A 22,057-nucleotide genomic window follows, 5' to 3' on the forward strand; every position below is an offset into this window, starting at 1 on the left:
CTACATGGTCATGCGACTACATTCGATATTACTTTTCGCCGCCGCCGCTTCGCTGGCTGCCTGCAACAAGTTCCTCGACGTAAAACCGAAAGGGAAGCTGATACCCACCGAGGTCGCGGAGTTCAATCATTTGCTGGACAACCAGGACATCGTGCGTTATCCTTTCCTCAACAACAACAGCACTTCGCTGCTGGCGTATATGACGGACAATCTCACGCTTTCTGAAGGCATCGGTAAAATTTATTACAAAGCCAACAACAGCCCGAACATCGACTGTTATTACGGCTACATTTTCCGCCCGCCGTTCAAGAACCCTACGCTGGCCGATTATTTCTGGGAATGGGGCACTTACCGTTCCATGAAATACATCAACAACGTGATCGAAGGTGTGAAAGAAATACGCAATCCAGAAAACGCGGAAGAGGCGGACGCGGTGATGGCACAGGCATACGTGGCCCGTGCCTGGAGCTATTTTCACACTACGCTCGTGTACGGCCCCGTGTACAGGCCGGGCGGAACGAACGATACCAAAACGATCCCGTACCTCACTTCCGCGGATGTGGACGCGCCCATGCCCGACCTTTCCACGCAGGAAGAGGTGTTTTCCAAAGTATTGTCCGACCTGCACGCCGCGCTGCCCAACATTCCCGAAGCGACCAATCACCCTTCGCGCGCGAATAAAATGACGACGCAGGCCATGCTGGCTTATTATCACCTGTTCACACAGAAATACGACAGCGTAGCATATTATGCGAACCTTGCATGGACGGCCGCTGCGGCCAACGGAGTGGATAAAGTGCTGTATGATTTTAATACGCTTTCGCTGGTGAACCCGGCGAATCCTACCGCCAGCCAGGTGAACAGCCCGGACAGCAAGATCAACCTGCCCACCAGCCGCGAGATACTTTTCTTTCGCGCATCCGACATAAGGTCAGGCAGGTCCAATTATTCTTATCCTTCAGACGAGTACATTGCGCTGTTCGACAAAACGAACGACCTGCGTTACCAATATTACCTGCTCGAAGCGCCGGGTTACAAAACCACCTACAACGGCGTTACTTACAACGATGGTACCAAGCTGCAATATTTCCGTGGGGAAACGATCAGCGGCGGCCTGTCGAGATTCCAGATAACGGCGGGTTTCAGCTTCCCGGAACTGCTGCTGATGCGTGCGGAAGGATACGCGCGCACCAACCGGCTGGCCGAGGCGATGGCAGACGTGAACCTGCTGCGAAAATACCGGATGGTGACCGGCACGCCCGATCTGGCCATGCCCGCCGGGCAGGACGCGGTGATACAGCTCGTGCTGGAAGAGCGCCGCAGGGAGTTGCCGCTGGCGCATCTCAAACGTTTCTTCGACCTGAAACGGCTTTGCCTGGAGCCGGGCAAACCCTGGGGAAAAACCACGATCGTGCATACGCTGGGCACGGAAACTTTTGAAAATAAAATAGACGACCCGGTGTTCGTGCTTCCGAAAACCAACTCCGTATTGATCTTTAACCCGCAATGGGGCATCGCGCCGGATTCGAGGCCCTTTAACTAAAAACAACCGTTGAACATGAAACATTACATGAAACCAATTTTGATCGCAGCCATCGTGGCCGCTCCAATCATAACCTTCGCGCAGAGCGCGCCTTCTTATACCATCAAAGGGCATATCAGCGGTGTAAAGGAACCGGCGAAAGTGTATGTCGGTTACCGTTCCGGGGAAACTTACGTAAGAGATTCCGCCGAGGTAAAAAACGGCTCCTTCGAACTGAAAGGGAAAGTGGCCGAACCGATAGCCGCCAACCTTAACCTGCAGGCCGCAGGCGCCGAAGGGCGCGACTTTGCGACCGTATACCTGGAAAATACCACCATTACCATCACCGGCGAAAATAAATTGTCCGATGCGAAAATAGAAGGCGGTGAAGCGAACCGCTATTATGCGAAGTTGCAACAGGCGCTGGCGCCGGTAGTGAAACGCGGGAAAGAAATGTCCGCTGAATTTGCCGCGTTGTCCAAAGAAGAAAAAGCGACTGAAGAAACGCGTAAAAAACGCGAAGCCGGTTACGATTCGGTTGACAAAGCGCGAAAACAGATCTATGGCGCGTTCATCAATGCAAATCCCGCCACCGTGGTAAGCCTCGATCTGCTGGATTCTTACGGGGGGCTGTTTCCGGAAGCCAAAGACCTGGAGCCGCTGTACAACAAACTGTCCGGCGAAGTGAAACAAACCGCCAAAGGAAAGGCCTATGCGGAAACGATCGCAAGGTTGAAACGCACGGAAATAGGAGCGATGGCGCCGGAATTTGTGCAGAAAGACACGGAAGGCAAAGCCGTGAAACTTTCCGATTACCGTGGGAAATACGTGCTGGTGGATTTCTGGGCTTCGTGGTGCAAACCCTGCCGCGCGGAAAATCCGGCCGTGGTGAAAGCTTACAACGAATTTAAATCGAAGAACTTCACCGTGCTCGGCGTTTCACTGGACAATGAACGCCTGCGCGCCGCCTGGCTGAAAGCCATCAAAGATGATGGCCTCCCCTGGACGCAGCTGATCGACCTCGACGAAGAAAAAGCCTCCGACATTTACCATGTACAGGCCATCCCGCAAAACTTCCTCATCGATCCGAAAGGCAGGATTGTGGCGAAGAACCTGCGCGGTGAAGAGCTGGCTGTCAAACTGTCCGAAATATTGAACTAAAGATTTTCAGCGGGCCGGTCGGTACCCTGCCGTTCAGTCAAAAACCAACTGGCCCGCACTTTTAATAATCCGCCTGTCCTATCTCCAGTTTATAGATCTTCCCTTCCGCATTGACGTGGAATTTCATGTAGGTTTTAAAATCGCCCCATTTGTCGCTGTGGAAGCGGCCGTACACGTCCAACCCCTTGTTCTCCACTTTATCGATGCTGGTAAAGCGTTCGTGGCCGATCGCTGCGCCAAAGAATTTTTTGAGGTCCATTTTGTTGCCGTCGTCGTACAATTCCGCGTCTGCGGTGAACAGCGCGAACCAGGCATCCGCCTTTCCGGCCTGTAATGCGTCTATCGCGTCTTTAACGATGGGATGGGTGAGCAATGAAGTATCCATGTTTTTGATGTTTGAATGATCGTGCCCGTAACCGCAGGATGTGAGGGCTACCAGCATAACAATTTTTAAGAGTGACATGTTCATCGGGTTTATGATGCAATGTTACGCCGCTGCGCGCGGCCGGGGTTACAAAATCCTAAGAATGTGCTGCAGAATTTAAATACCGCTTCGCGGCTCTTTCTCCGTGGTAAAACGCTTCTTCGAACACGGAAACACCGCTGAGATCGGAATGCGCGAAGCTGATGCGTTCCGGCTCCGTGGGTTTGGGAGCGGTCATAAATCCGGGAATAGGCCGTACCATGCCATGGCCCCACACCTGCACATCGATGTTGTTTACCTGGCGGTAAATGCCGGGATGCATTTTTTCCAGCTGTGTCATGCATTGGTCTACCCAGTCCTTATGTTCCAGTTTCAGCGCGTTGTGCCGCGAAGCGGTGGGCTCCAGCTGGTCGAGCGGCCAGTACAGGGAAATTACCTGCACCTTTTCCGGCGATTGCCGCAGCGACTGGTGTTGCGCGGTGATGTAGCCGAGGCATTGCTGGTTATACATCACATTGTCCCAGCTGAGCGGCGCGCCTTTTTCTTCGGGCAGCCGGTTGAGGGTGATATTGGCTACCAGCCAGGGCGCATATGTAAAATGTGAGGGCGTTTCGTACTGTAAAAGCCTGCCTGCAATGAACTGCGGTATGGCCAGTATACAATGTTCCGCGATGATCTTCGTGGTTTGTTGTTTTTGATGGTCCCAAACATGCACCTGCACTTCATTTCCTACCTGCTCCACCTGGTACGCGAGCGTTCCGGTCATGGTCTGTTTTTCGCTGAACTTCCGCAGATGCCGCACCAGCCTGCCGTTGCCTTCGGGCCAGGTGAGCACCGCGCTGCTGTCTGCATTAGCTGCCCTGCCGCGGCGTGACGCGAAGTAGTGGATGCCCGCCCAGGCAGACACTACTTCAATTCCCGCGCCATAATCGTCTCGGCAGCAATAATTGATATACCACAAAAGCGGTTCGCTGGTGAAATTTTCCTTCCGCAGGAAACCCGCCATGGTCGAACAGTCCAGCGAAGTGAAGACGGCGTCGGAAGAACTGTTGGCCACCGGTATGTCGAACGCCCATTTCCCGTCCGCGCCTTTTTTGTCGCGGTACGTTTGCATCAGCGCCAGGAACCGGCGGATCTCTGTTTCATCCTTCGGGCCGATGCCGAATTGCGGGATCAGCCCTTCCTGCCAGCGGCCATTGTACAGCAAACGTTCCGAAGGCTCGAAACAAAGCGAAGTTTCTTCGTACGCAGGCACACCGTTTTCATAACCGGTCAGAATGCCAGCTTCTTCCAGTAGGTTGAGCAGGGAAATATTTTCAGGGTTGGGAAGCGGCAGGTAATGCGCGCCCAGCGGGTATTGCGTGAGATCGTTGCTGCCGGAAGCAGAATTGCCGCCGGTGGATGCTTCCAGTTCTACCAGCAAAAAATCTTCCATGCCTGCCAGCGACAGCGCCCTGGCCGCGCTGAGGCCCGCAATGCCGCCCCCGGCGATCAGCACTTTGGTGCGTATTTCCTGTTGAGGAGCCGGCAGCTGCCCTTCGCGCAAACGATGACCGACAGCTGCGGAAGCGCCGGTGATTTTGCCGGTGATGTGATTGTACCGGCCGCCTTCATGGCATCCCGCCACGTAAGCGCCGCCGGCCAGCAGGGCCATATACCGTAAAAACTCACTGCGCGAAAGCTTCATTTCCTGTTATTGATAAACGGCCCATTCCTTTTCGAAGAAATGAACGAGCGCCTGGTTGTTCAGTTTGTTGACGGGCAGGTTGACCGCCCGCATGTCTTCCGCGAAAAAAGACATTTGCGCGAAAGCCTCCCGCGAAAACGAGCGGAGATGCTGCGGTAGCGGCAAACCCTTATCAGCGACGTTTCCCGGCGAAGCCATGATGTATCCCCATTCCCCGAACGAAGGTACATAACAATGATAAGGAAGGGTGGCGTACCCGGATTGCTGCAAAGTGGTGTTGATGCACCAGAACGATTGCGGGGCCACGAAAGGAGAGGTGCATTGCACCACCACGGTGCTTTCTGTGGTCAGCACACCGCGCAGCAGCCGGTAAAATGTATTGGTGTACAGCTTCCCGACGGAATAACTGGAAGGGTCGGGGAAGTCGATGATCACGACATCGAAGGTTTTATTTTGATGGCGGAGCCACTGGAACGCGTCTTCGTTCTCCACTTTCAGCTTCGGGTGCCGGAGGCTGCCCTGGTTGAGCTTTTCCAGCATCTTATTGCCGGTGAACAATTCGGTAACGGCGGGGTCGAGATCGACCAGCGTAACCTGCCGCACAGACGGATATTTCAACACTTCCCGCGCCGCCAGCCCGTCGCCCCCGCCAAGGATCAGCACGTTGGCCGGCTGCTGGTGGCACATCATGGGCGGATGCACCAGCGCTTCGTGGTAACGGTATTCGTCGCGCGCGCTGAATTGCAGGTTGCCGTTGAGGTACAGGCGCAGATCGTCTTTGTTACGCGTGAGTACGATGCGCTGGTAAGGCGATGATTTGGAAAAAATGACCTGCTCGTTAAACGCAAGGCTCTCCGCCATATGCATCAACCTATCCGCATACGCGAAACCAGCCGTCAGCAGCAGGATCACGATCACCGACTGGAAAGTCAGGTAACGCGCCCATTTCACTTCTTTTCTGAACTTCACCAGTACCACCATGGCCACGGCCACGTTTAGGATGCCGAAGAAAAAGGAAGTGCGCATCAACCCCAATTGCGGCACCAGCATCAAAGGAAAAATAATGGAAGCCAGCAGCGCGCCGATGTAGTCGAAGGTGAAAACTTTGGACACGAGGTCCTGGAACTCCATGCGGTTCTTCAGAATATTCATCAGCAGCGGGATCTCCAGCCCTACCAGCGTGCCGGTAATGCCCACCAGCAGGTAAAGGATCAGGCGGAAAGAGGCCACCTGGTCGAACAGCATAAAAAGTAAACAGGAGCTGACGCCGCCTACGAAACCCACGAGTATTTCCAGCTGGATGAACCAGCTGAGCAGGTTGCGGGTGAAATACCTCGAAAAGAACGCGCCGATGCCCATCGAGAACAGGTACGCGCCGATGATGGTGGAAAACTGCGTGACGGAATCGCCCAGCAGGTAACTCGCCAGCGTGCCCGCAACCAGCTCGTAGATCAGCCCGCAGGTGGCGATCACGAACACCGATAACAGCAGCAGCAAATGCATGGAACGCGGGTTATCCATGGATCGCCGAACTGATAATAATGGCGATGGCAATGATATACGCCGCGAATACGACCGCGATGGCCATGTTTTTATTTTGCACCAGCTCTTTCCAGGTGTTTTCCGGCGTTAATTTTTCGATGATCCAGAAAGATACCAGCAGGATGATGATGCCGATAACGGAATAAACGATGGACGCTACGATGTACTTCAGTTGTAATACGTCTGACATATAGGTTGTTTTATTTATGATAAAAATGACTGCGCCCGGAAGAGCCCCTGGCGGCGGACCTTTCCTCGCCCGGCTTCCAGTCTTCCGTGTTTTTACAATTGCAATACCTGATCGCGCGCACGTTGCCGTACATGTAAAGCACCAGCAGGCAGGCCGCTACAATGCCGGGCGCCAGGTATGGCCTGATCCTTTTATTCGTCATATGTGTAAGTTGTGAAAGGGCTGTTGTACCAGCGGTTTTTCTCAAAATTGTTCTCCCATGCAAATACGATGGCCGCAAAACCCGCCATGATGCCCATGGCCCAGAGCGCGTTCCACCAGGTAGCCACGTCTTGCCGCAGCACGATGTTCAGCTCCGCGCCGTCGACCGATTGGTCTTTGAACAGGTTGACGACCATATGATACCGGCCCGGCTCAACAGTGCAAAGCAGCTCTTTGGTGCCCATCGAGCCTTCGGACCAGGATTCGCCGCCGTCTACCCCATGATAATATTCCACGCCGGTGGCGAAACTTTTTTCTTCCCCGGTCTGTTCGTTCACCAGGTCGATGGCCGCTTCCACCCAGTTGTTACTCAATATCGCGTAACTCGAAACTTCCAGGTTGGATACGCCGCCGGTGATCTCGAACGATGGCGAGACGATGGGTTTGGCCACGGTGCTGTCGTTTACCTGCACTACATGGCTGTACACTTCTTTGTACATCGCGTTGGACGCGTAAAAATATTGCGCGATGAAAACGATAGCGCAGAAAATGAGCGCCGTTACGATCACTTCGCCGCTGGTGAACCACCGGCTAAAAGGCTGCGCGGGGCTTACGCCTTCGCGGATGGGCAGGTAATATTTGAGATTGAACGCTTTTTTCATATCCCGGGGCCGCATGTACCGAGAGATGGAATAGTCTTTGTCGCCCTGGTCGTTCTCCAGCGCGAGCAGCAGCGGCGGGGCGATATATTCCCGGCAAACGACTGCTTTTTCGGTCGTAGGGTCGTAGGGGAATTCGCCGGAAAGATGGTAATACACGGCTTTGTATTCGGTGAACAGCTCGAAGTCTTCGTTTTGATAGACTGCGATCTTGTCTTCTTCCAGCTGTTTTTTTAATTCCGGCGTCAGTTCGGTTTCGGGGATGTTCTGCACGAACAGCCAGTGGCCGTTGTATTCAGACAGCCATACGGTTTTGCCGGTGAGCACATCTTTGAGCCAGTATTCCTGCCAGCGTTCGGGCTGCCCGGGCTCATTGCGCTGCGCGAAGCCCATCATGCGGTATTCCTGTCCGTCGATGATGCCGGTTTCGCCGGGCTCCAAAACGGGAGAGGTGGTAGCTTTTGCGTTGCGGAGCAGTTTTACGAACCGGCCGTCTTTTTTCTGAAACCAGGAAGCGCATTCGCTGCAGCCGAAATATTCCGTATCGGCATTCCAGCTTTCATGCACGTGGCGGCAGTCCGGGCAAACGATGGTATGTGGAGAATCAGGCATAGGTTATCTGCGGAGGGTTTCGAGTGTATGCTCCGTGACCTGGAAAAAACGCAGTGTGTTTTCCATGAGGGCGCGGGTGGTTTCGTCGTTGTTCCTGCTGAAATTGGACAGGAACACGTCGTAGGTGAACAACTTGTATTCGGGCCATGTATGAATGGAAATATGCGATTCCGTGAGGCAGATCACACCGGTAAAGCCGCCGCCGGGGAAATCGTGAAAGGCTGCGCCTACTTCCTGCAGGCCGTACGCGGCCGTTTGTTCGCGGATGAAGCGGGCCCAGGGCGCCGAAGACCGTAAAAGCGCTGGTTCAGGTACATGGGCGGTGGCCAGTAAATGAAGGCCGGGAGTATAGGTCATATGGCGAAATTAACTTTCTCGTTGGAATAACCAAATTTCCGGCAATTCAGTAGCTTGCAATATGACTACAGACCGAAAGCAGCATTGGGAGAACGTCTATTCGTCCAAACAACCGCACGAAGTAAGCTGGACGCAGGCCGTTCCTGTTATTTCGCTCGACTTTATCAGGAGCTTCAACCTGCCCGAAAATGCCCGCATTATCGATATCGGCGGAGGCGACAGCAAACTGGCGGATTTCCTGCTGGATGAAGGATATGAGAATATCTCGGTGCTCGACATTTCGGAAGCGGCGCTCCGGCGGGCGCAGGAAAGGCTCGGCAAACGCGCATCTGCGGTGAAATGGATCGTGGCAGACGTTACGGAGTTTGTGCCGGAAGAAACGTATGATGTCTGGCACGACAGGGCCGCTTTTCATTTCCTGACCACGCCCGAACAGATCGCGCGATACCTGGATACCGCCAGAGCGCCGTGAGCGGCTATATCGCTATCGGCACGTTCACCGAGAACGGCTCAAAAAAATGCAGCCGCCTTGATATTAAACAGTACAACGAAGCCGGGCTGACGGCCCTGTTGAACGATGACTTCGAAAAGATCCGCTGCGTAACGGAAGATCATGTCACGCCATTCAACACCACACAACATTTCCTGTTTTGCGGTTTCCGGCGGCGGTCGTAATTTAAAGGTATGTACAGCCGCCGCATCTTTTTCTTTTTACTGATCTGTGTTGTTTTCGGGGTTGCCTGCCGCACCGCCTTCCGGTTACCGCTGCCGCCACGGCCCGCGCAGGCTATTTCCGGGGAGGATTTTTACCGGCAGGTGGACAGCATGAAATGGAATACCCGTGAGCCCATTGCGCTGAAAGAAATTTTCTCCGGGAACGTTCCGGATTTTCTCCGGAAGTTCGTGCCGGTGCATACTTCCATCACCGGAGCGAACGGCGAAACAGTAAATGCCGTTTTTTACGTTGCGCCCGATTACCTGTCCATCGGCGGAAATAACGATTTTGCAAGGATTCCGCTCACGCCCGTGGCCGCGCAGCGGATTGCAGACAGCCTGGAATGTTTTCTGCCCACCCGCAAAATGGTGAACGACATTTACCTCGCCGCAAAAGTAAAACTGCCGCCGGTGCCGCTCTACGCTTTCCGCGACAGCGCCATCATTTTCTGGCATCATCATCTCATCATCGAAGGGCAGCGGAAGGGAAGACGCGGCTTGATCGCCGGGATTAAAAAAGATGTAGTGATCAGCGGCAAAATTTCCAGGGATGCGCGCCCGGACCGTGTGGCCATCTACGGCTGGCATAAAACCGACGGAAAGCCCATCCAGCCTTTGTATACGGGGCATGTAAACTGGTATGTGGACTATTCGCACGGCATCCGGCTGGTGTACCGGAAAATAAAAGTGGGCAGGCGGTGGATGGACTATACCGAAGTATTGCAGCACCCGGTGTATAAGGCATTGTTGTGCGACGAAGATGTATGTGATTATTTCCGGTACGGTCAGTAAACGTGGGATAAGCAAACTTCGGCGTAATCGAGCACGCCTTTGACGGAGAGTATGTCCAGCTTCAGTTTTACCGGCCCGTAATCCATGCCCGCCGGCACTTCCATTACAAAGTACCGGCTGCCCCTGCTTTCCGGCGCGCAGCCCACTTCAAGAAAAATTTCACGCACGCCTTCCACATTCCCCGCTTTATCCATCACAAAAACCTGTATCGTTGAATTGCCCGAGGGGCGAATGGTTTCGCGGTAAGTAAGCGCGCATTCGTCGTCGTCGAACTCGGCGAATACATCATTTATTTGAATATGCCGGAATAGACTTTCGTTTCGTAACTGATGGTGATGCGGCCGTTTTCGCTGAACCGGGCGAACAGTTTTTCGAGGTCTTCCATCATTTCCGCGTAACCCGCTTCCGTGGAGAGCGGCATGTAAGAAGAGGAAGACAGCCGTCCTTTAAGCCCTTCCAGGCCGAATACCTGCGCGTTGGTGAAGGTGTTCAACTCCACAGCGTGTGGTGAAAAGAATGCCGCGATGTGTTCCATATCGATATTGCGGTGCCGCACTTTTATGTAATCTTTCCCGTGGCGGTTGATCAGGGCTTCGTAATCTTTTTCAAAATCGGAATGCACCCTTCGCTCGTTCCAGATCAGCGCAACGATGCCGCCGGGGCGGAGAATACGGAGAAATTCGTTTTTGCTTTGCTGCGGGTTGAACCAGTGGAATGCCTGCGCCGCGATCACGGCGTCTACGCTTTCACTCCCGAGGGTCGTGTTTTCGGCGGAGCCGTTCACGGCATGAAAGCCGGGATATTTGCCCAGCATTTCCGTGGCTTTTTCAAGCATGGGCGTATTGGGCTCCACGGCAAATACGGCATAGCCGGCTTTGAGGAACAATGCGGTGGAAATGCCCGTGCCCGCGCCCACATCGGCAATGGGTTTGCCGGGGCCAAGGTTATATTTCCCCTGCAGGAAACCGACCATTTCCGCCGGGTAATCCGGGCGGTAAGCGGCGTAACTTTCAACGCGGTGGTTGAACCTTTGTGTATTGTCCATACCGTAAAGTTCCTTAAAATTTGCCGAACGGCTCCCCGGGGAATTATTGAAAAAAATGCAAGGCTTTGTAACTTTTTGATTTTCGTGCCCGTTTAACCCGTATTGCAATTGTAGAATTTAACCTAACTATTTTTAAAACGGAAGAACCATGAGAAAACACACCTACCGGGCGCCTGGAAAGGCCTTGCTCGCTATTGCATTGTTCGGGATCTTATTCGCAGCCTGTAACGACGATGATTCGCCCACTCCTCCGCCGAAACGCAGCAAGGAATATGCATTCACCGTATCTAACGGCACCGGCGGCGGCAAAGTGATAGCCAAAGAACTTACCGACAGTACGTTCGACCTGGTGATGCGGATCGACAAATCCACCCGCGACACCACTTATAAATTCGCGCTATACAAGGGAAAAACAGCGGATGGCACGCTGGAGCTGTTCCAGGAGATCGGCAGCATCAAAAGCCAGACCACCGGCGCGGCCGTGGAAGCCAAATGGGCAAGCGTGAAGGAGGTGACGGTAGATGGAGGGAAGAAGAAATTCAACTACGACAGCCTGCTGAAGTACCAGGCATTCGCACGCGTATCGTTCGTGGACCAAACGGTTACGCCGGCCAGGGATAGTGTTGTGGCGATCGGCAACATCGGTGCAAGCGCACAGTAAAATAACCCCTGAGTTTTAGTTAATAATTGGCAGAGAGAGCTGTACCCTCGCAGGTACGGCTCTTTTTATGCTTATTTGTTTTTAACGGTGAGCCGGAAAGAGATTTCCCTGCGCGTGCGGAAACCCATCAGCTCGTACACGCCGATGGCGCGGCTGTTAGCGGTGGATGCGTGCAGGAAGGGGATCTTCCCCGCTTCGATATTTTTGCGGCACAGGTGAGCGGTCAGTTGCTGCGCGTATTTCCGCCCGGTGAAATCCGGGTGCGTGCAAATGGCGCTCAGTTCGGTGAAAACATCCGTGCGCATGCGCTCTCCCGCAATTGCCACGAGTTTTCCTTCCTGCCGGATGCCGTAATAATCGCCCATGCGATGGGTGTTCAGCAGGTAATAACCCGGCTGCACAAGCTGCACGAGATCGTACATTTCGCGGGCTTGTTTTTCGACCAATGGTTCGATCTCTACGGTGGCGGGTACTGTTACAGGCGATTCACAAACCATCTGCACGCACGCCAGGTCGTTCTTCACTTCCCAGCCTTCAGGCAGCGGCGGCGGTTCACCGATGATAAAAAAGTGTTCGCCCGCGGCCATCAGCGGGTCCAGCGCGGCAGCCGCGGCAACCGTAGGCTCCGCGAAACCGGTGAATGAAACAATGTCTGCCCTGTATCTTTTCGCAAGCGCCGGACCAATTGCAAACTCGCTGTGCTGGCTTGTAAGCGCGCTCCAGGCGGGATTGTCGAGCGCTGAATATTTGTCTTTTCTCTCCATTTCCATACAAATTTACAGAACGCCGGGCCACGGGCCGCTCTTATTCATATAAAAATTTCTTATACATAAGTTCTTTTCATAGTTTAGCAATGAAAAATACATATCCATGAGGGACCGTTTTCGCCGGCTGTTTATTACCAGTATTATATTGATCGCCGGGCTGGCCGTTCAGGCCCAGGATTCAGGCAGGTTTCACCGTTCCCAGGCCGATTCCGGCAGGCGGCGGTTCAGCAACGATTCCACCCGCAGGCCGGGCGATACCTCGCGGCGCAGGGGCGGAGGCATCATGGGCATGGCCTCCCTGTTCGCCGATTCCGCCAAAATGACCAGCAGCGATTACCAGCAGCAGATCGAAAATACCTATGTGATCCTCAACAATGTGGAGAACAAAAGCGAACTGCCCATCGGCGTGGAACTGGTGGCCATTCATTTACAGGACAGCGATTCGGTGCTGGCCGTTCTGAAAGACAATATCCTCAACAACAGCCGCGCGCTTAACCTCCGCAACCTGCAGGTGTTCCGCACGCTGCTGCAAAACATTCAGCTCGAACTGCGGGACCACCGAAAACTGCTGGACAGCTCCGAAAGCCGGCTGAACGCGCTCCGCACTACACTTAAGCCGCTGGCGGGCGATACCGTGCTGCGCCAGCTTATGCGCGATTCCGCATTGCGGCAGGAATTCGCGCCGCAGCTCAGGGATATGCGCGAAGCGTTCCGCGGCGCCACCCGCGGGCTGCGCGAAAGCATGGCGCGTGTAAATTCGTTGCAGACGCATAACTCCGCCAACGCGATCACTACCAGCAAACTGCTCGAAAGAGTGAACAACCTGCTGAACAGTTCCGCCACGCGCGTGTTCGGGAAAGAATATAATTATCTGTGGGAGAGAGACACGGTGAATGTTTCCTCCGGCGCCCGTTCTTCCTTCGGCAAAGCCTACGAAGGTGAAAGAAAGGCGCTGAACTATTATTTTAGGGACAGCGGCAACAAACGCCTGTTCCTGCTGCTCATTGGGATACTTTTCTTTGCCTGGATCTTCCGCAACATCCGCACCATCCGGCGAAACCAGGCCATGGGCGACATCAGCGAACTGGATTTTGTGTACCTGCCTTCCGGTTACATCGTTTCTTCGTTCATCGTTATGTTCGCCATGGCGCCGCTGTTCGACCTGCACGCGCCTTCGGCTTACATCGAATCGATGCAGTTCCTGCTGATCGTGATCCTCACTATTATCTGCTGGAAAAAATGGCCGCGCCGCCTGTTCTGGTACTGGATCGGGATGGCGGTGCTGTACATCTGTTTCTCGTTCACGCATCATATGGTAGACCCCGGAATAGGGCAACGTTTATGGCTGATGCTGCTCAATGTGCTGTCCGTGGTTTTCGGCATGCTGTTCCTTTCCCGTATGAAAGAGCACCTGCACCTGCAAGGTTTTTTGCGGTATGTGATCGTTCTGCACAATGTTATGAACATACTGTCGCTGCTGTGCAACCTCTGGGGCCGGGTGTCGCTGGCGCAGATCTTCGGCAACGCGGCTATTTTCGCATTTACGCAGGCCGTGGGCCTGGCGGTGTTCAGCAAGATCTGCATGGAAGCCATCATGCTGCAGATCGTGGCCAGCCGCGTGAAACGGGGCGTACAAAGCCGCATCGACTATCAGCCCGTGCTCGATAGTTTCAGAAGGCCGGTACTGTTCCTCGTCGTGATCCTTTGGCTGATCGTGTTCACCACCAACCTGAATATTTACACCGTTGTGCTCGAAGGGCTGATGGACTTTATGCAGACAGACCGCAACATCGGCAACGCCACGTTTACCATCGGCGGTATTTTATTGTTTTTCCTCATCATCTGGATCGCGCATCTTTTGCAGAAATATGTCGGGTACTTTTTCGGCGACGCGGGGCTGGACGAAGAGATTGCCAACAAAGGCGCCCGCAACCGTCTGCTGATCGCGCGGCTGATCTTGCTTTGCCTCGGTTACCTGCTGGCTGTGGCGGCTTCCGGCGTACCGGTGGACAAGATCACGATCGTGCTCGGCGCGCTCGGCGTCGGCATCGGTTTGGGTTTGCAGAATATCGTGAACAACTTCGTGTCGGGCATCATCCTCATTTTCGACCGGCCTTTGCAGATCGGCGATGTGGTGGAGATCGGTGATAAATCAGGGAAGGTACGCGAGATCGGCCTGCGCTCCAGCACGCTGCTGACGCAGAACGGCGCGGAAGTGATCATTCCCAACGGTGACATCCTCTCGCAGCAGATCGTGAACTGGACGCTCAGCAACAATCAGCAGCGGCTGGAAATGGAACTGACCGTAACCGGCAGCAGCGATATGGAAACAGTGGCCACCGCCGTGAAAAACGCGATCCGCCGTTCGAAATATATTTTTGAGAACCGGGAACCGCAGGTGCTGTTCACTAAAGTGCACGAAAACGGCTTTGACCTGAAAGGGTATTTTTGGTGTAAAGACGTGAGCCGCTCCGAAGAAGCGATGAGCGAGATATTGTTATTGCTGCACCAGGCGGGGAAAGAAACCGATCTTATTATCGAATGATGAAAAATATCAAACAAAAAAAGCAGCCAAACGGCTGCTTTTTTTGTTTCTTTTATACCCTGCCCATCACCGGGTCTGTAAATGATTCCTTGCCAGTTTCCACTCTTCCCGCATATCTTCTTTCAAAATCCTGCGAGGCTTTGGAATACACGCTGAAGTCGTACCAGCCGTGTTGTTTGCCCAATGGCAAGATCACTTCCTTGCTGGCGCCTTTCGCGATCTCGACCGTTTTGTCCGACTGTTTGTAGCCATGGTCTTTCAACACCACCGTTGCCGCATCGCCGGAATTATGCAGTTTCAGGATGAGGTTGCCGGTCGGTTTTTTCGCGCGGTCCATTTCGTACGTGCAGCTTACTTCCAGCGAAGGATCTTTTTTGCTGCCGCGGAACTCGCGGAAGAAACCATTCGGCCCGTGCAGGCGGAGGTGATATTTTTGAGCGTCGAATTCTTTCAGCGGCCATTCGTACTGAATGGTATCGCCCGCCACCACGCCGAAATGCCAGTTGCGTGATATCTCGCCGCTGAAGCCGGTAGGCGCGTACACCGTAAACGGCGAGCCCTGCGCGGATTTGCCGAATGCCTGGTTGCCGGCGCCCATGCGGATGGTGAAATGATCTTTCTGGTCGTTCCACACGCCGTCTGCATACAGTTCGTAAGGCAGCGGGCTGGAAGGACGGATGCCTTTTTCCTGCGCCGCGAGCGGGTTTGCGGTAGACGGATCGGCGATCATGGCGGAGATTTCCGATGCCGAAAGCTTTTTATAACCCCCCGGTTCTTCTTTGAACTTTGCGCTGTAGATCGTTTCCACGAACTGCTCTTTGCCGAGGAACGGCATTTTTTTGTCGTCGCCTTCCTGGAACGGCGTGAAAGCCGCGGTGAGATTGCCGCAAATAGCGCGCCGCCATTTGCTGATATTGTCGAGGTGAAGGTTTTTGTTAAACTTGTTGTTCACGAAATGTTCGAGGAACTGGATAGTGGATGTATGGTCGAACAGCTGCGAGCATACTTTCCCGCCGCGGCTCCAGGGGGAAGCGATCAGCATCGGCACCCTGTAACCCAGCCCGATGGCGGCTCCGCGGGCCTGCCGTTTGGGAATGCCCTGCGCGATCTCGTTTTCCACTCGTACAAATTCCACTTCGGTATCGATGCCTTCGGATACTTTGCCGGTGCCGGGTTTTTTATTGTCCGGGATGGAGAACGGCGGCACGTGATCGTAATACCCGTCGTTTTCGTCGTAGGTTACGATGAAGATCGTTTTTTTCCACACTTCCGGGTTGCTGGTCAGGATGTCCATGATCTCGGAAATGTACCAGGCGCCGTACCATGGCGCGCTCGGGTGGTCGGAATAATTCTGCGGGCTGGCCATCCACGATATGGTGGGCAGTTTGCCTTCTTTTACGTCTTTGCGGAACTGGTAAAAAAGGTCCCCGGCGGGCACGGCCAGTTCGCGTTCGGTGCCGTCGTCGTTGTATTTAAGCTGTGAAAGCTTGCGGAACTCGGGATCGGCGCTGTTGATCACGAACGCGCGTTCGTACAGCTCTTTTTGTTTCGGCGAAAGTTTGTCGAAATTTTCCTTGTTCCAGAGCGCCAGTTCAGTTTTTGCATTGTCGAGCGCTTCCTGTTTTTTAGCGATCTCGGTCTTGCGTTTTTTGGTTTCGGCTTCTGAGCCCGAGGTGGCTTCGTTGAGTTTATTGATCTCGTCGGGCAGCGTGTCCACCAGTTTCTGGAGATTCCGCACGTAACGGTCGGAGAATTTTACGTTGAAGGCTTTGTAGAACTCGAGGTTGTTGCAACCGAAATTCGCCAGCCAGCTTCTTTCTTCGCCGACAAGACCGCCGCCGCAACTGAGATCGTTCTGGTAAAATTTCCAGTTCACGCCGTTGTCTGTCAGCAGTTCCGGGAAAGTTTTCCAGGGCTGTTTGCCGTATGTGTAGTCCGTATTGCGGATGTTCGCTTTGGGCAGGCCGGCTTCTTCGGAAAAGATCTGCCCGGTCCAGAAGTACGCGCGGTTGGGCGTGGTGCTGGTCATGGCGGAGCAGAAATTCTGGTCGCAAACGGTGAAAGCGTCTGCCATGGCGTAGTTGAACGGCAGATCTTCGCGGGTGTAATACCCCAGCGTCAGCGGAATATGCCAGTATTGTTTATTGCCAGGCCTTTTGGAGATCAGCCATTTGTCGTATTTGCCGCCGTTATTGGCGTCTACCTGGTCGTGACGGCCGTGGGGCAGCGCGCCCATCCAGGTCACTTTGGTGTCTTTGATATGCAGCCTGAACGGCGAATAGGTTTCGCCTTTGTCGTTCGTTTGCAGCCATACCGGCTTTTTGTCCGGCAGGGAAATGGCGCGGGGATCGTTGAAGCCGCGAACGCCCTGGAGCGAACCGAAACAGTGGTCGAACGAACGGTTTTCCTGCATGAGGATCACGACGTGCTCCGCATCCAGGAAGGTGCTGCCCGGCGCGGGATTGATGGCCATGGCCCGCTGGATGGAGCCCGGCAAAAAGGATTGCAATCCGGCGGCGCCGGATAAAAGCATCGATTTCTTGAGAAATTCTCTTCTGTTATCCATGGTAAAAGCGTGATTTGAGTAGCTGTTTTTCTCTAATCGTGGAACAATGTATAAAAATAAGTCAGCCAGGTGTACTTTTCAATGTTAATTTTATTTTATTTCATTTGGTTTCGTAATTCTTTTTTTATGGACGGTAAAATAGGGGAGATGAAAGATAATTTAAGCCGGGAAAGAATGGGGCCGGGAAGGAAATGTTGGCGGAGAAAACCGTTTTCCAGCGCAAAAACACTCTGGCCATCGGCCGAAAAATGGGCGTCGGGGCAGTCGCGGTAAGTAAATACGCGTTGTTCGTCCTGATCGAACAGTACGGATTCCTTCCGTCCGTTCACGAGGAAATACTCGCCGTTAAAGGAAAACCGGGTAAATTCCAGGGATTTGACGGAGAAATGGATCTCTTTTTCCAGCTTCCCGTTCGTATTGTATTGCCGGATGATATAAGAATTATCGAATTGCACGAAAAGTTTGTCCGCAGTATCGAACACACGGCTGACGAACCGGCGGTTGCTTTCTTCCGTTGCGATCAGCCCGCCGTCGGGCGTAAAAAGATGGAACGCGTCGCGTTGTTCATGGGCGGGCGCCTTGCTGCCCACGCGGGACAGTGGGAGGAAGATCATGGTGTCCCCAAACACCGTCTTTGTTTTCGAAAAGGTCGGCGAATCCTTCACAGTATGCCGCCCCAGCACTTTCCCGGAATAATCCAGGAACTCCAGCACCTTTCCTTCCAGCGACAGCACCACTCTTTTCACCGCGGGAAGTATCACCGCGCGTTTAATGCCCTGTGGCCGGTGAATGCTGCACAGGTGTTTGCCGCCGCACAAAAGGTCGGCCTGTTTTGTATTAAGCAGGTGAATGGTGTACGGCCCTTTTTCCCCGTCTGCCGCCGAAATAATGCGGCCCGGCATATCGGGAAATGCTTTTTTTCCGTCCGCGGCATTCAGCACATGAAAAAAATTGTCGCTGTTCTCAATGATCAGGAAACGCGAATCCGCCGTGAATGCGATCTCCCGCAGGTTCGCCTTTTCGTTCAATGGCACGCGTATCGTCTGGCCGCCGTCCGTCGGGCAAAGCACGAGGCTGCCGGCCTGGTTCATGGCGGCGAGTATTTTTTCATCGGGACTGAAAACGGAATGCCGTACTTCCAGCGTCTTCAGCCGTGCGTTCAGGGTTTGCCCGTTTCGGCCGCACAACCCGTTTTTACCGGTGTCGCGCTCGTGGAAAAAGAAAAAATTGTTGCCGGGGGAAACGGAGAACTGGTCGGTTTCGGGGTTTACAGGGAAATGAATGAAGGAAGGGTATTCGTCATCCCAAACCCTCACCTTTCCGTCGCCGCCCGCCGTTATCACCGTGCCGCTGTTGCGGACGGCCAGCGCTTTTACCACCTTCCTGCTATGATCGAAAGTGCGCAGGTGGTTGCCTTTAAGATCCGTTTCCATCGCGCTGGAATCCGAACATGCGATCAGCAGGGTGTCGCCGCTGCCTGTGCTGATGCCGTTGACCATCGTGTCGAGGCTGAAGCGGTGGAGCGCATCGCCTTCGCCGTTCCGTACGGTGATGTTCCCCATTTTGGCGGCGGTGATAATGTGCCGGCCGTCTGCGGCGATATGCACGACCTTCAGGCTTTCATCGTCGGGAACAACGCGGGTAAGCGTGCCGCCGCGGGACAGGTAAAAACCGCCTTCGTAAGTCTGTACGAACAGTTTGTGCTGCGGCGTTTCATACACCAGGTTCACCGGGTCCGGCGCTGCTTTCCCGCTTAACCGGAAAGTATCGGCGCTGCGGATTTGCAGCTCGTCGAACAGGCGCAGTAAAAGGTGTTTTCCTTTATTTACTAGATGCACTTCGAAGATATCTTCCGGCATGTCCCGCTCCTGTACCAGTTTCCCGTGTATGTCCCACAACCGCCAGTGCCGCTGGCCTGTAGCCCCGATGAATTTCCCGTCTGTCGTACGTTGCGCATGCGTTACCGGCAGGTTGCCGCTGAGTTTTTGTATTTTCTTCCCGAGCATCCAAAGGTCGCCATGGGAAGTAAGCGCGAGCACCGTCTTGTTATCCGCCATTATTTCCACCCATTCTACTTCGGCCCCGAAAGTATGCTCCGCGGCTTTCCCGGTGCGCATGTCGATCACGAGCACGCGCCGGTCGCCGCCGCCGGTCGCCAGTAATTGATTGTTTTCCGATAATACGATATCGTTCACCGAACGCTGGTGCACGAATTCCCATTTGTACATCGCGCGGCGCTTCAGCAGCCATTCGTTGTTGAAAAGCCTGCACAGCAATTGTTTAACCCGCGCAGGCACTTCAATATCATAATCATGACAAATGGCCACGGCTTCTTCCAGCAAGCGTATCGCGCGGGTAAGGTCGGATTCTTCCACCTGTTCTACCTGGTAGGAAATTTCCGAAACGGTGATGCGCGCAAGACGGCGGTTGTGCTCCACGCGGCGCGATCTGCGCAGCTCCCGGCTGTCTTTCAAAAAAAGCGCCTCCTGCCGCGTGAGGTAATGCGGATTGGCACGGAGGATGTCGGCGAGATCGTCTAAATAAGGGCTATCGTGCCACAACACGGTTTCTTCTTCCGCGGCCTGCGCGGCGATGTATTCACCGGCCACGTCTTCGAGCCGTTTCAGCAGCGAAAACTGCTGCATGCCCAACTCCTGTACCCATTTCGATATCTGCGGCCACGAGCGCAGGAACGATTCATGCGCCACTTCGATGTGCTGATCGCCGGCCACGAGCAAACGATAGTCCGCCGAAGTCATCAGCATGATCACCGCGTCCATCCTGCGTTGTTCCGCGGCATCTTCAAACACAAGCCGGGAGCGGTTTACGCGGCGTGATACGATGCGCCCGCCGTCGATATGGATAAGCCGTAAAAGAAGGTGGCGCATGGTACGCTGCAGTTCTTCTTTTGTGCCGGTTATTTTTTCGTGGACGTGTTCGTACAATTCATCGGCCGTTATGCTGATGGCGCCGTACACGCCATTGAGCTCGTTATACACTTTTTCAGACAGCACGTGCCCGCCCGAACGTTTGAAAACGATAGACAGCGTGTACGACAGCAAAGGTAGCGGGCTGGGGGCCTGGGCCAGTTCGGTCACGATATTTTCCTCCCAACCTTCGGTGCCTTCAAACAAAAGCACGGCCTGTTTGGCGGGCTGCAGCACGGCTTCGCGGAGTTCTTCGCGGCTCATTGCGGGGATGGCGAAACGCGCGGGTTGCCAGCTGTCTTCGAATGCGCCGCTGCTGAAATATCTTTCGAAATCGGAACGTACGGTGACGATGATCTGTGTGGGCAGGGCGGCCACCTGTTGCAGGAATTTCTCCGCGTCCGGCAGGCGCAGGGCTTCTTCGAACTGGTCGATCACGAGTATGTCCGGCAATACGGCGGGCCATTCTTCATCCGGGCGTATTACTGCAAGGGAGCGCCTTTCCGCGCGCAGCAGCGGCACCAGCCCCGCCATTACCAGCGAGGATTTTCCGCTGCCGGAAGAACCGGCTACCACCGTAAACCTGCGATGGCGGCTGAAATCGTACAATGCTCTTGTTACCGTTCTTCTTCCGAAAAAGAAGTCGGCGTCTTCTTCCCTGAATTTTTCCAAACCCTTGTAAGGATTGAGGCCGGGAGGTTTGGAAGGAAGGCCGGGAAGCGGGCCGGGGATAAATACAAATTCGCCTTTGTTGTGCCGTGCCAGCGGGAAAAGCGCCGGTGTTTGCCGCAGGCTGAGGCTGGTGTTGAGACTGATCTCTTCCACGCGGGTGCGCAGGTATAGATAAAGCTCCGTGGCGGTCACGATGCCGTCGCCGATCATATCCGCCGCCCCGGTAATGCCTTTGAAAAGAAAGTCTGCGAAAGGCGAATGCAGCGATCCTTCCGATTCGCCGCGGCTGCCGAGGCCCAGTAATTCGTCTATCGCCTGCTGGTCGTGGGCGGAGGAGGTGATCACCTGCCAGGCTTCGTCTGTGGTATATCTCTCAAACAGTTCTTTATACATCACGTTGGGCACGCCGGCGCCCAGGTCGCGCAGGCCGGACGACCAGCGGAACGCCCCGGAAAAACAGCAATCCAGCAGCAGCAGGAAATGCCGGCAGGGTAATTGATTGATCAGCGCCGAAAGCCATTCCATCGACACAAAAGTGGACACGTCTTTTTCGCCGTCGCGCGGGATGAGCCAGCCTTCCGGGCGGTTGGCATGATCGCGGGCCATGCCGTGGCCGGCGTAATAGAGCAGCACCCGGTCGTTCTGCCGGATATTTTTCCGCATGGTTTCGAGGAAATCCGTCAGCTCCTGTTTGTCCGCATCATACAATTCTTCCACCGCAAACTGTTGCGCGCGCAGCAGTCGTGCCAGTTCTTTCCCGTCGTGCAGCGGCGTTTGCAGCGAGGGGAACGATCGGTAATTGCTGATGCCGATGATAAATGCTTTATGTGCGGCGAAGTTGAACATCTGAAATAGGGCGTATGCTAAATTACTCAAACATTTAATGTGTGGCGCGGTTCAGCATTAGGAAATTCAAATTATTGACTATCTTACCGTCAGTAAAACAGTCAACCAGATCAGAATTTTCACTGCGCAAGCCGCTACTCTTGCACAGTTACACAAACCTCGGTAAA

At 54.2% G+C, this 22,057-nt stretch carries 19 protein-coding genes; 7 read left to right on the forward strand and 12 right to left on the reverse strand.

Translation table 11 applies throughout. The features are described 5' to 3' along the window. Positions 1–10: 10 nt before the first annotated feature. Entirely contained in the window at positions 11–1,543 is a 1,533-nt protein-coding gene (locus tag J7I43_RS01075; RefSeq protein WP_209142369.1) for a RagB/SusD family nutrient uptake outer membrane protein, read from the forward strand. A gap of 27 nt (positions 1,544–1,570) precedes the next feature. Beyond that, positions 1,571–2,683, forward strand: a complete 1,113-nt coding sequence (locus J7I43_RS01080) for a TlpA disulfide reductase family protein (RefSeq protein WP_209142371.1) — start codon at positions 1,571–1,573, stop codon at positions 2,681–2,683. Positions 2,684–2,744: 61 nt separating this feature from the next. Here the strand turns inward: J7I43_RS01080 and J7I43_RS01085 are convergent, their stop codons facing one another. Genes J7I43_RS01085 through J7I43_RS01115 form a run of 7 tightly spaced genes read right to left on the reverse strand, consistent with a single transcriptional unit; the run spans position 2,745 to position 8,355 of the window. Further along, positions 2,745–3,146: a nuclear transport factor 2-like protein gene (locus J7I43_RS01085; protein ID WP_209142373.1), complete on the reverse strand. Its 402-nt coding sequence runs from the start codon at positions 3,144–3,146 to the stop codon at positions 2,745–2,747. A 58-nt stretch (positions 3,147–3,204) separates the two neighbouring features. Further along, on the reverse strand, positions 3,205–4,794 hold the full coding sequence (locus J7I43_RS01090) for an FAD-dependent oxidoreductase (protein WP_209142375.1): 1,590 nt from the start codon (positions 4,792–4,794) through the stop codon (positions 3,205–3,207). A 6-nt stretch (positions 4,795–4,800) separates the two neighbouring features. After that, a complete protein-coding gene (locus J7I43_RS01095; RefSeq protein WP_209142377.1) occupies positions 4,801–6,297 on the reverse strand; it encodes a polyamine aminopropyltransferase in 1,497 nt (498 codons plus the stop codon). A 10-nt stretch (positions 6,298–6,307) separates the two neighbouring features. Continuing rightward, a complete protein-coding gene (locus J7I43_RS01100) occupies positions 6,308–6,526 on the reverse strand; it encodes a DUF350 domain-containing protein (RefSeq protein WP_209142379.1) in 219 nt (72 codons plus the stop codon). 10 nt (positions 6,527–6,536) lie between these two features. Further along, a complete protein-coding gene (locus J7I43_RS01105) occupies positions 6,537–6,728 on the reverse strand; it encodes a hypothetical protein (protein WP_209142381.1) in 192 nt (63 codons plus the stop codon). Then, positions 6,718–7,998, reverse strand: coding sequence for a DUF4178 domain-containing protein (locus J7I43_RS01110; protein WP_209142383.1), 1,281 nt, complete (start codon positions 7,996–7,998; stop codon positions 6,718–6,720). The genes J7I43_RS01105 and J7I43_RS01110 overlap by 11 nt, the downstream gene beginning before the upstream one ends. Before the next feature lie 3 nt (positions 7,999–8,001). Further along, positions 8,002–8,355: an S-adenosylmethionine decarboxylase family protein gene (locus J7I43_RS01115; protein ID WP_209142385.1), complete on the reverse strand. Its 354-nt coding sequence runs from the start codon at positions 8,353–8,355 to the stop codon at positions 8,002–8,004. A 61-nt stretch (positions 8,356–8,416) separates the two neighbouring features. Here J7I43_RS01115 and J7I43_RS01120 point away from each other — a divergent pair, with 61 nt between their 5' ends. The 3 genes from J7I43_RS01120 to J7I43_RS01130 are packed head-to-tail and all read left to right on the forward strand — an operon-like array spanning position 8,417 to position 9,861. Next, complete coding sequence (locus tag J7I43_RS01120) at positions 8,417–8,827, forward strand: class I SAM-dependent methyltransferase (RefSeq protein ID WP_209142387.1); 411 nt, start codon at positions 8,417–8,419, stop codon at positions 8,825–8,827. Then, entirely contained in the window at positions 8,824–9,030 is a 207-nt protein-coding gene (locus J7I43_RS01125; RefSeq protein WP_209142389.1) for a hypothetical protein, read from the forward strand. Before J7I43_RS01120 ends, J7I43_RS01125 begins: the two co-directional genes overlap by 4 nt. 9 nt (positions 9,031–9,039) lie before the next feature. Next, positions 9,040–9,861 carry a hypothetical protein gene (locus tag J7I43_RS01130; RefSeq protein ID WP_209142391.1) on the forward strand — a complete coding sequence of 274 codons (822 nt, stop codon included), beginning with the start codon at positions 9,040–9,042 and terminating at the stop codon, positions 9,859–9,861. On the opposite strand, the gene J7I43_RS01135 is transcribed toward J7I43_RS01130, so the two are convergent. Further along, a complete protein-coding gene (locus J7I43_RS01135; RefSeq protein WP_209145077.1) occupies positions 9,855–10,160 on the reverse strand; it encodes a DUF4265 domain-containing protein in 306 nt (101 codons plus the stop codon). The genes J7I43_RS01130 and J7I43_RS01135 overlap by 7 nt on opposite strands. Continuing rightward, positions 10,151–10,906: a class I SAM-dependent methyltransferase gene (locus J7I43_RS01140; RefSeq protein ID WP_209142393.1), complete on the reverse strand. Its 756-nt coding sequence runs from the start codon at positions 10,904–10,906 to the stop codon at positions 10,151–10,153. The genes J7I43_RS01135 and J7I43_RS01140 overlap by 10 nt, the downstream gene beginning before the upstream one ends. 148 nt (positions 10,907–11,054) lie before the next feature. Between J7I43_RS01140 and J7I43_RS01145 the strand changes: the two genes are divergently transcribed. Continuing rightward, complete coding sequence (locus J7I43_RS01145; RefSeq protein WP_209142395.1) at positions 11,055–11,567, forward strand: hypothetical protein; 513 nt, start codon at positions 11,055–11,057, stop codon at positions 11,565–11,567. 71 nt (positions 11,568–11,638) lie between these two features. Here J7I43_RS01145 and J7I43_RS01150 read toward each other — a convergent pair whose 3' ends face one another. Next, positions 11,639–12,331 (reverse strand): GNAT family N-acetyltransferase, encoded by a 693-nt coding sequence (locus J7I43_RS01150; protein WP_209142397.1) that lies wholly within the window; start codon positions 12,329–12,331, stop codon positions 11,639–11,641. 106 nt (positions 12,332–12,437) lie between these two features. Between J7I43_RS01150 and J7I43_RS01155 the strand changes: the two genes are divergently transcribed. Further along, positions 12,438–14,879, forward strand: a complete 2,442-nt coding sequence (locus tag J7I43_RS01155; protein WP_209142399.1) for a mechanosensitive ion channel family protein — start codon at positions 12,438–12,440, stop codon at positions 14,877–14,879. Between the two features lie 52 nt (positions 14,880–14,931). Here J7I43_RS01155 and J7I43_RS01160 read toward each other — a convergent pair whose 3' ends face one another. Continuing rightward, positions 14,932–17,445: a phosphocholine-specific phospholipase C gene (locus J7I43_RS01160; protein WP_209142401.1), complete on the reverse strand. Its 2,514-nt coding sequence runs from the start codon at positions 17,443–17,445 to the stop codon at positions 14,932–14,934. Between the two features lie 95 nt (positions 17,446–17,540). Beyond that, a complete protein-coding gene (locus tag J7I43_RS01165; protein ID WP_209142403.1) occupies positions 17,541–21,920 on the reverse strand; it encodes an nSTAND1 domain-containing NTPase in 4,380 nt (1,459 codons plus the stop codon). Positions 21,921–22,057 lie beyond the last annotated feature (137 nt).

Source organism: Chitinophaga chungangae, assembly GCF_017742215.1.
In the GTDB taxonomy this organism is placed as follows: Bacteria; Bacteroidota; Bacteroidia; order Chitinophagales; family Chitinophagaceae; genus Chitinophaga; species Chitinophaga chungangae.

Coding starts and splice junctions, on each gene's coding strand:
- J7I43_RS01075 (WP_209142369.1), top strand. CDS start 11: ATGCGACTACATTCGATATTACTTTTCGCCGCCGCCGCTTCGCTGGCT.
- J7I43_RS01080 (WP_209142371.1), top strand. CDS start 1,571: ATGAAACCAATTTTGATCGCAGCCATCGTGGCCGCTCCAATCATAACC.
- J7I43_RS01085 (WP_209142373.1), bottom strand. CDS start 3,146: ATGTCACTCTTAAAAATTGTTATGCTGGTAGCCCTCACATCCTGCGGT.
- J7I43_RS01090 (WP_209142375.1), bottom strand. CDS start 4,794: ATGAAGCTTTCGCGCAGTGAGTTTTTACGGTATATGGCCCTGCTGGCC.
- J7I43_RS01095 (WP_209142377.1), bottom strand. CDS start 6,297: ATGCATTTGCTGCTGCTGTTATCGGTGTTCGTGATCGCCACCTGCGGG.
- J7I43_RS01100 (WP_209142379.1), bottom strand. CDS start 6,526: ATGTCAGACGTATTACAACTGAAGTACATCGTAGCGTCCATCGTTTAT.
- J7I43_RS01105 (WP_209142381.1), bottom strand. CDS start 6,728: ATGACGAATAAAAGGATCAGGCCATACCTGGCGCCCGGCATTGTAGCG.
- J7I43_RS01110 (WP_209142383.1), bottom strand. CDS start 7,998: ATGCCTGATTCTCCACATACCATCGTTTGCCCGGACTGCCGCCACGTG.
- J7I43_RS01115 (WP_209142385.1), bottom strand. CDS start 8,355: ATGACCTATACTCCCGGCCTTCATTTACTGGCCACCGCCCATGTACCT.
- J7I43_RS01120 (WP_209142387.1), top strand. CDS start 8,417: ATGACTACAGACCGAAAGCAGCATTGGGAGAACGTCTATTCGTCCAAA.
- J7I43_RS01130 (WP_209142391.1), top strand. CDS start 9,040: ATGTACAGCCGCCGCATCTTTTTCTTTTTACTGATCTGTGTTGTTTTC.
- J7I43_RS01140 (WP_209142393.1), bottom strand. CDS start 10,906: ATGGACAATACACAAAGGTTCAACCACCGCGTTGAAAGTTACGCCGCT.
- J7I43_RS01145 (WP_209142395.1), top strand. CDS start 11,055: ATGAGAAAACACACCTACCGGGCGCCTGGAAAGGCCTTGCTCGCTATT.
- J7I43_RS01150 (WP_209142397.1), bottom strand. CDS start 12,331: ATGGAGAGAAAAGACAAATATTCAGCGCTCGACAATCCCGCCTGGAGC.
- J7I43_RS01155 (WP_209142399.1), top strand. CDS start 12,438: ATGAGGGACCGTTTTCGCCGGCTGTTTATTACCAGTATTATATTGATC.
- J7I43_RS01160 (WP_209142401.1), bottom strand. CDS start 17,445: ATGGATAACAGAAGAGAATTTCTCAAGAAATCGATGCTTTTATCCGGC.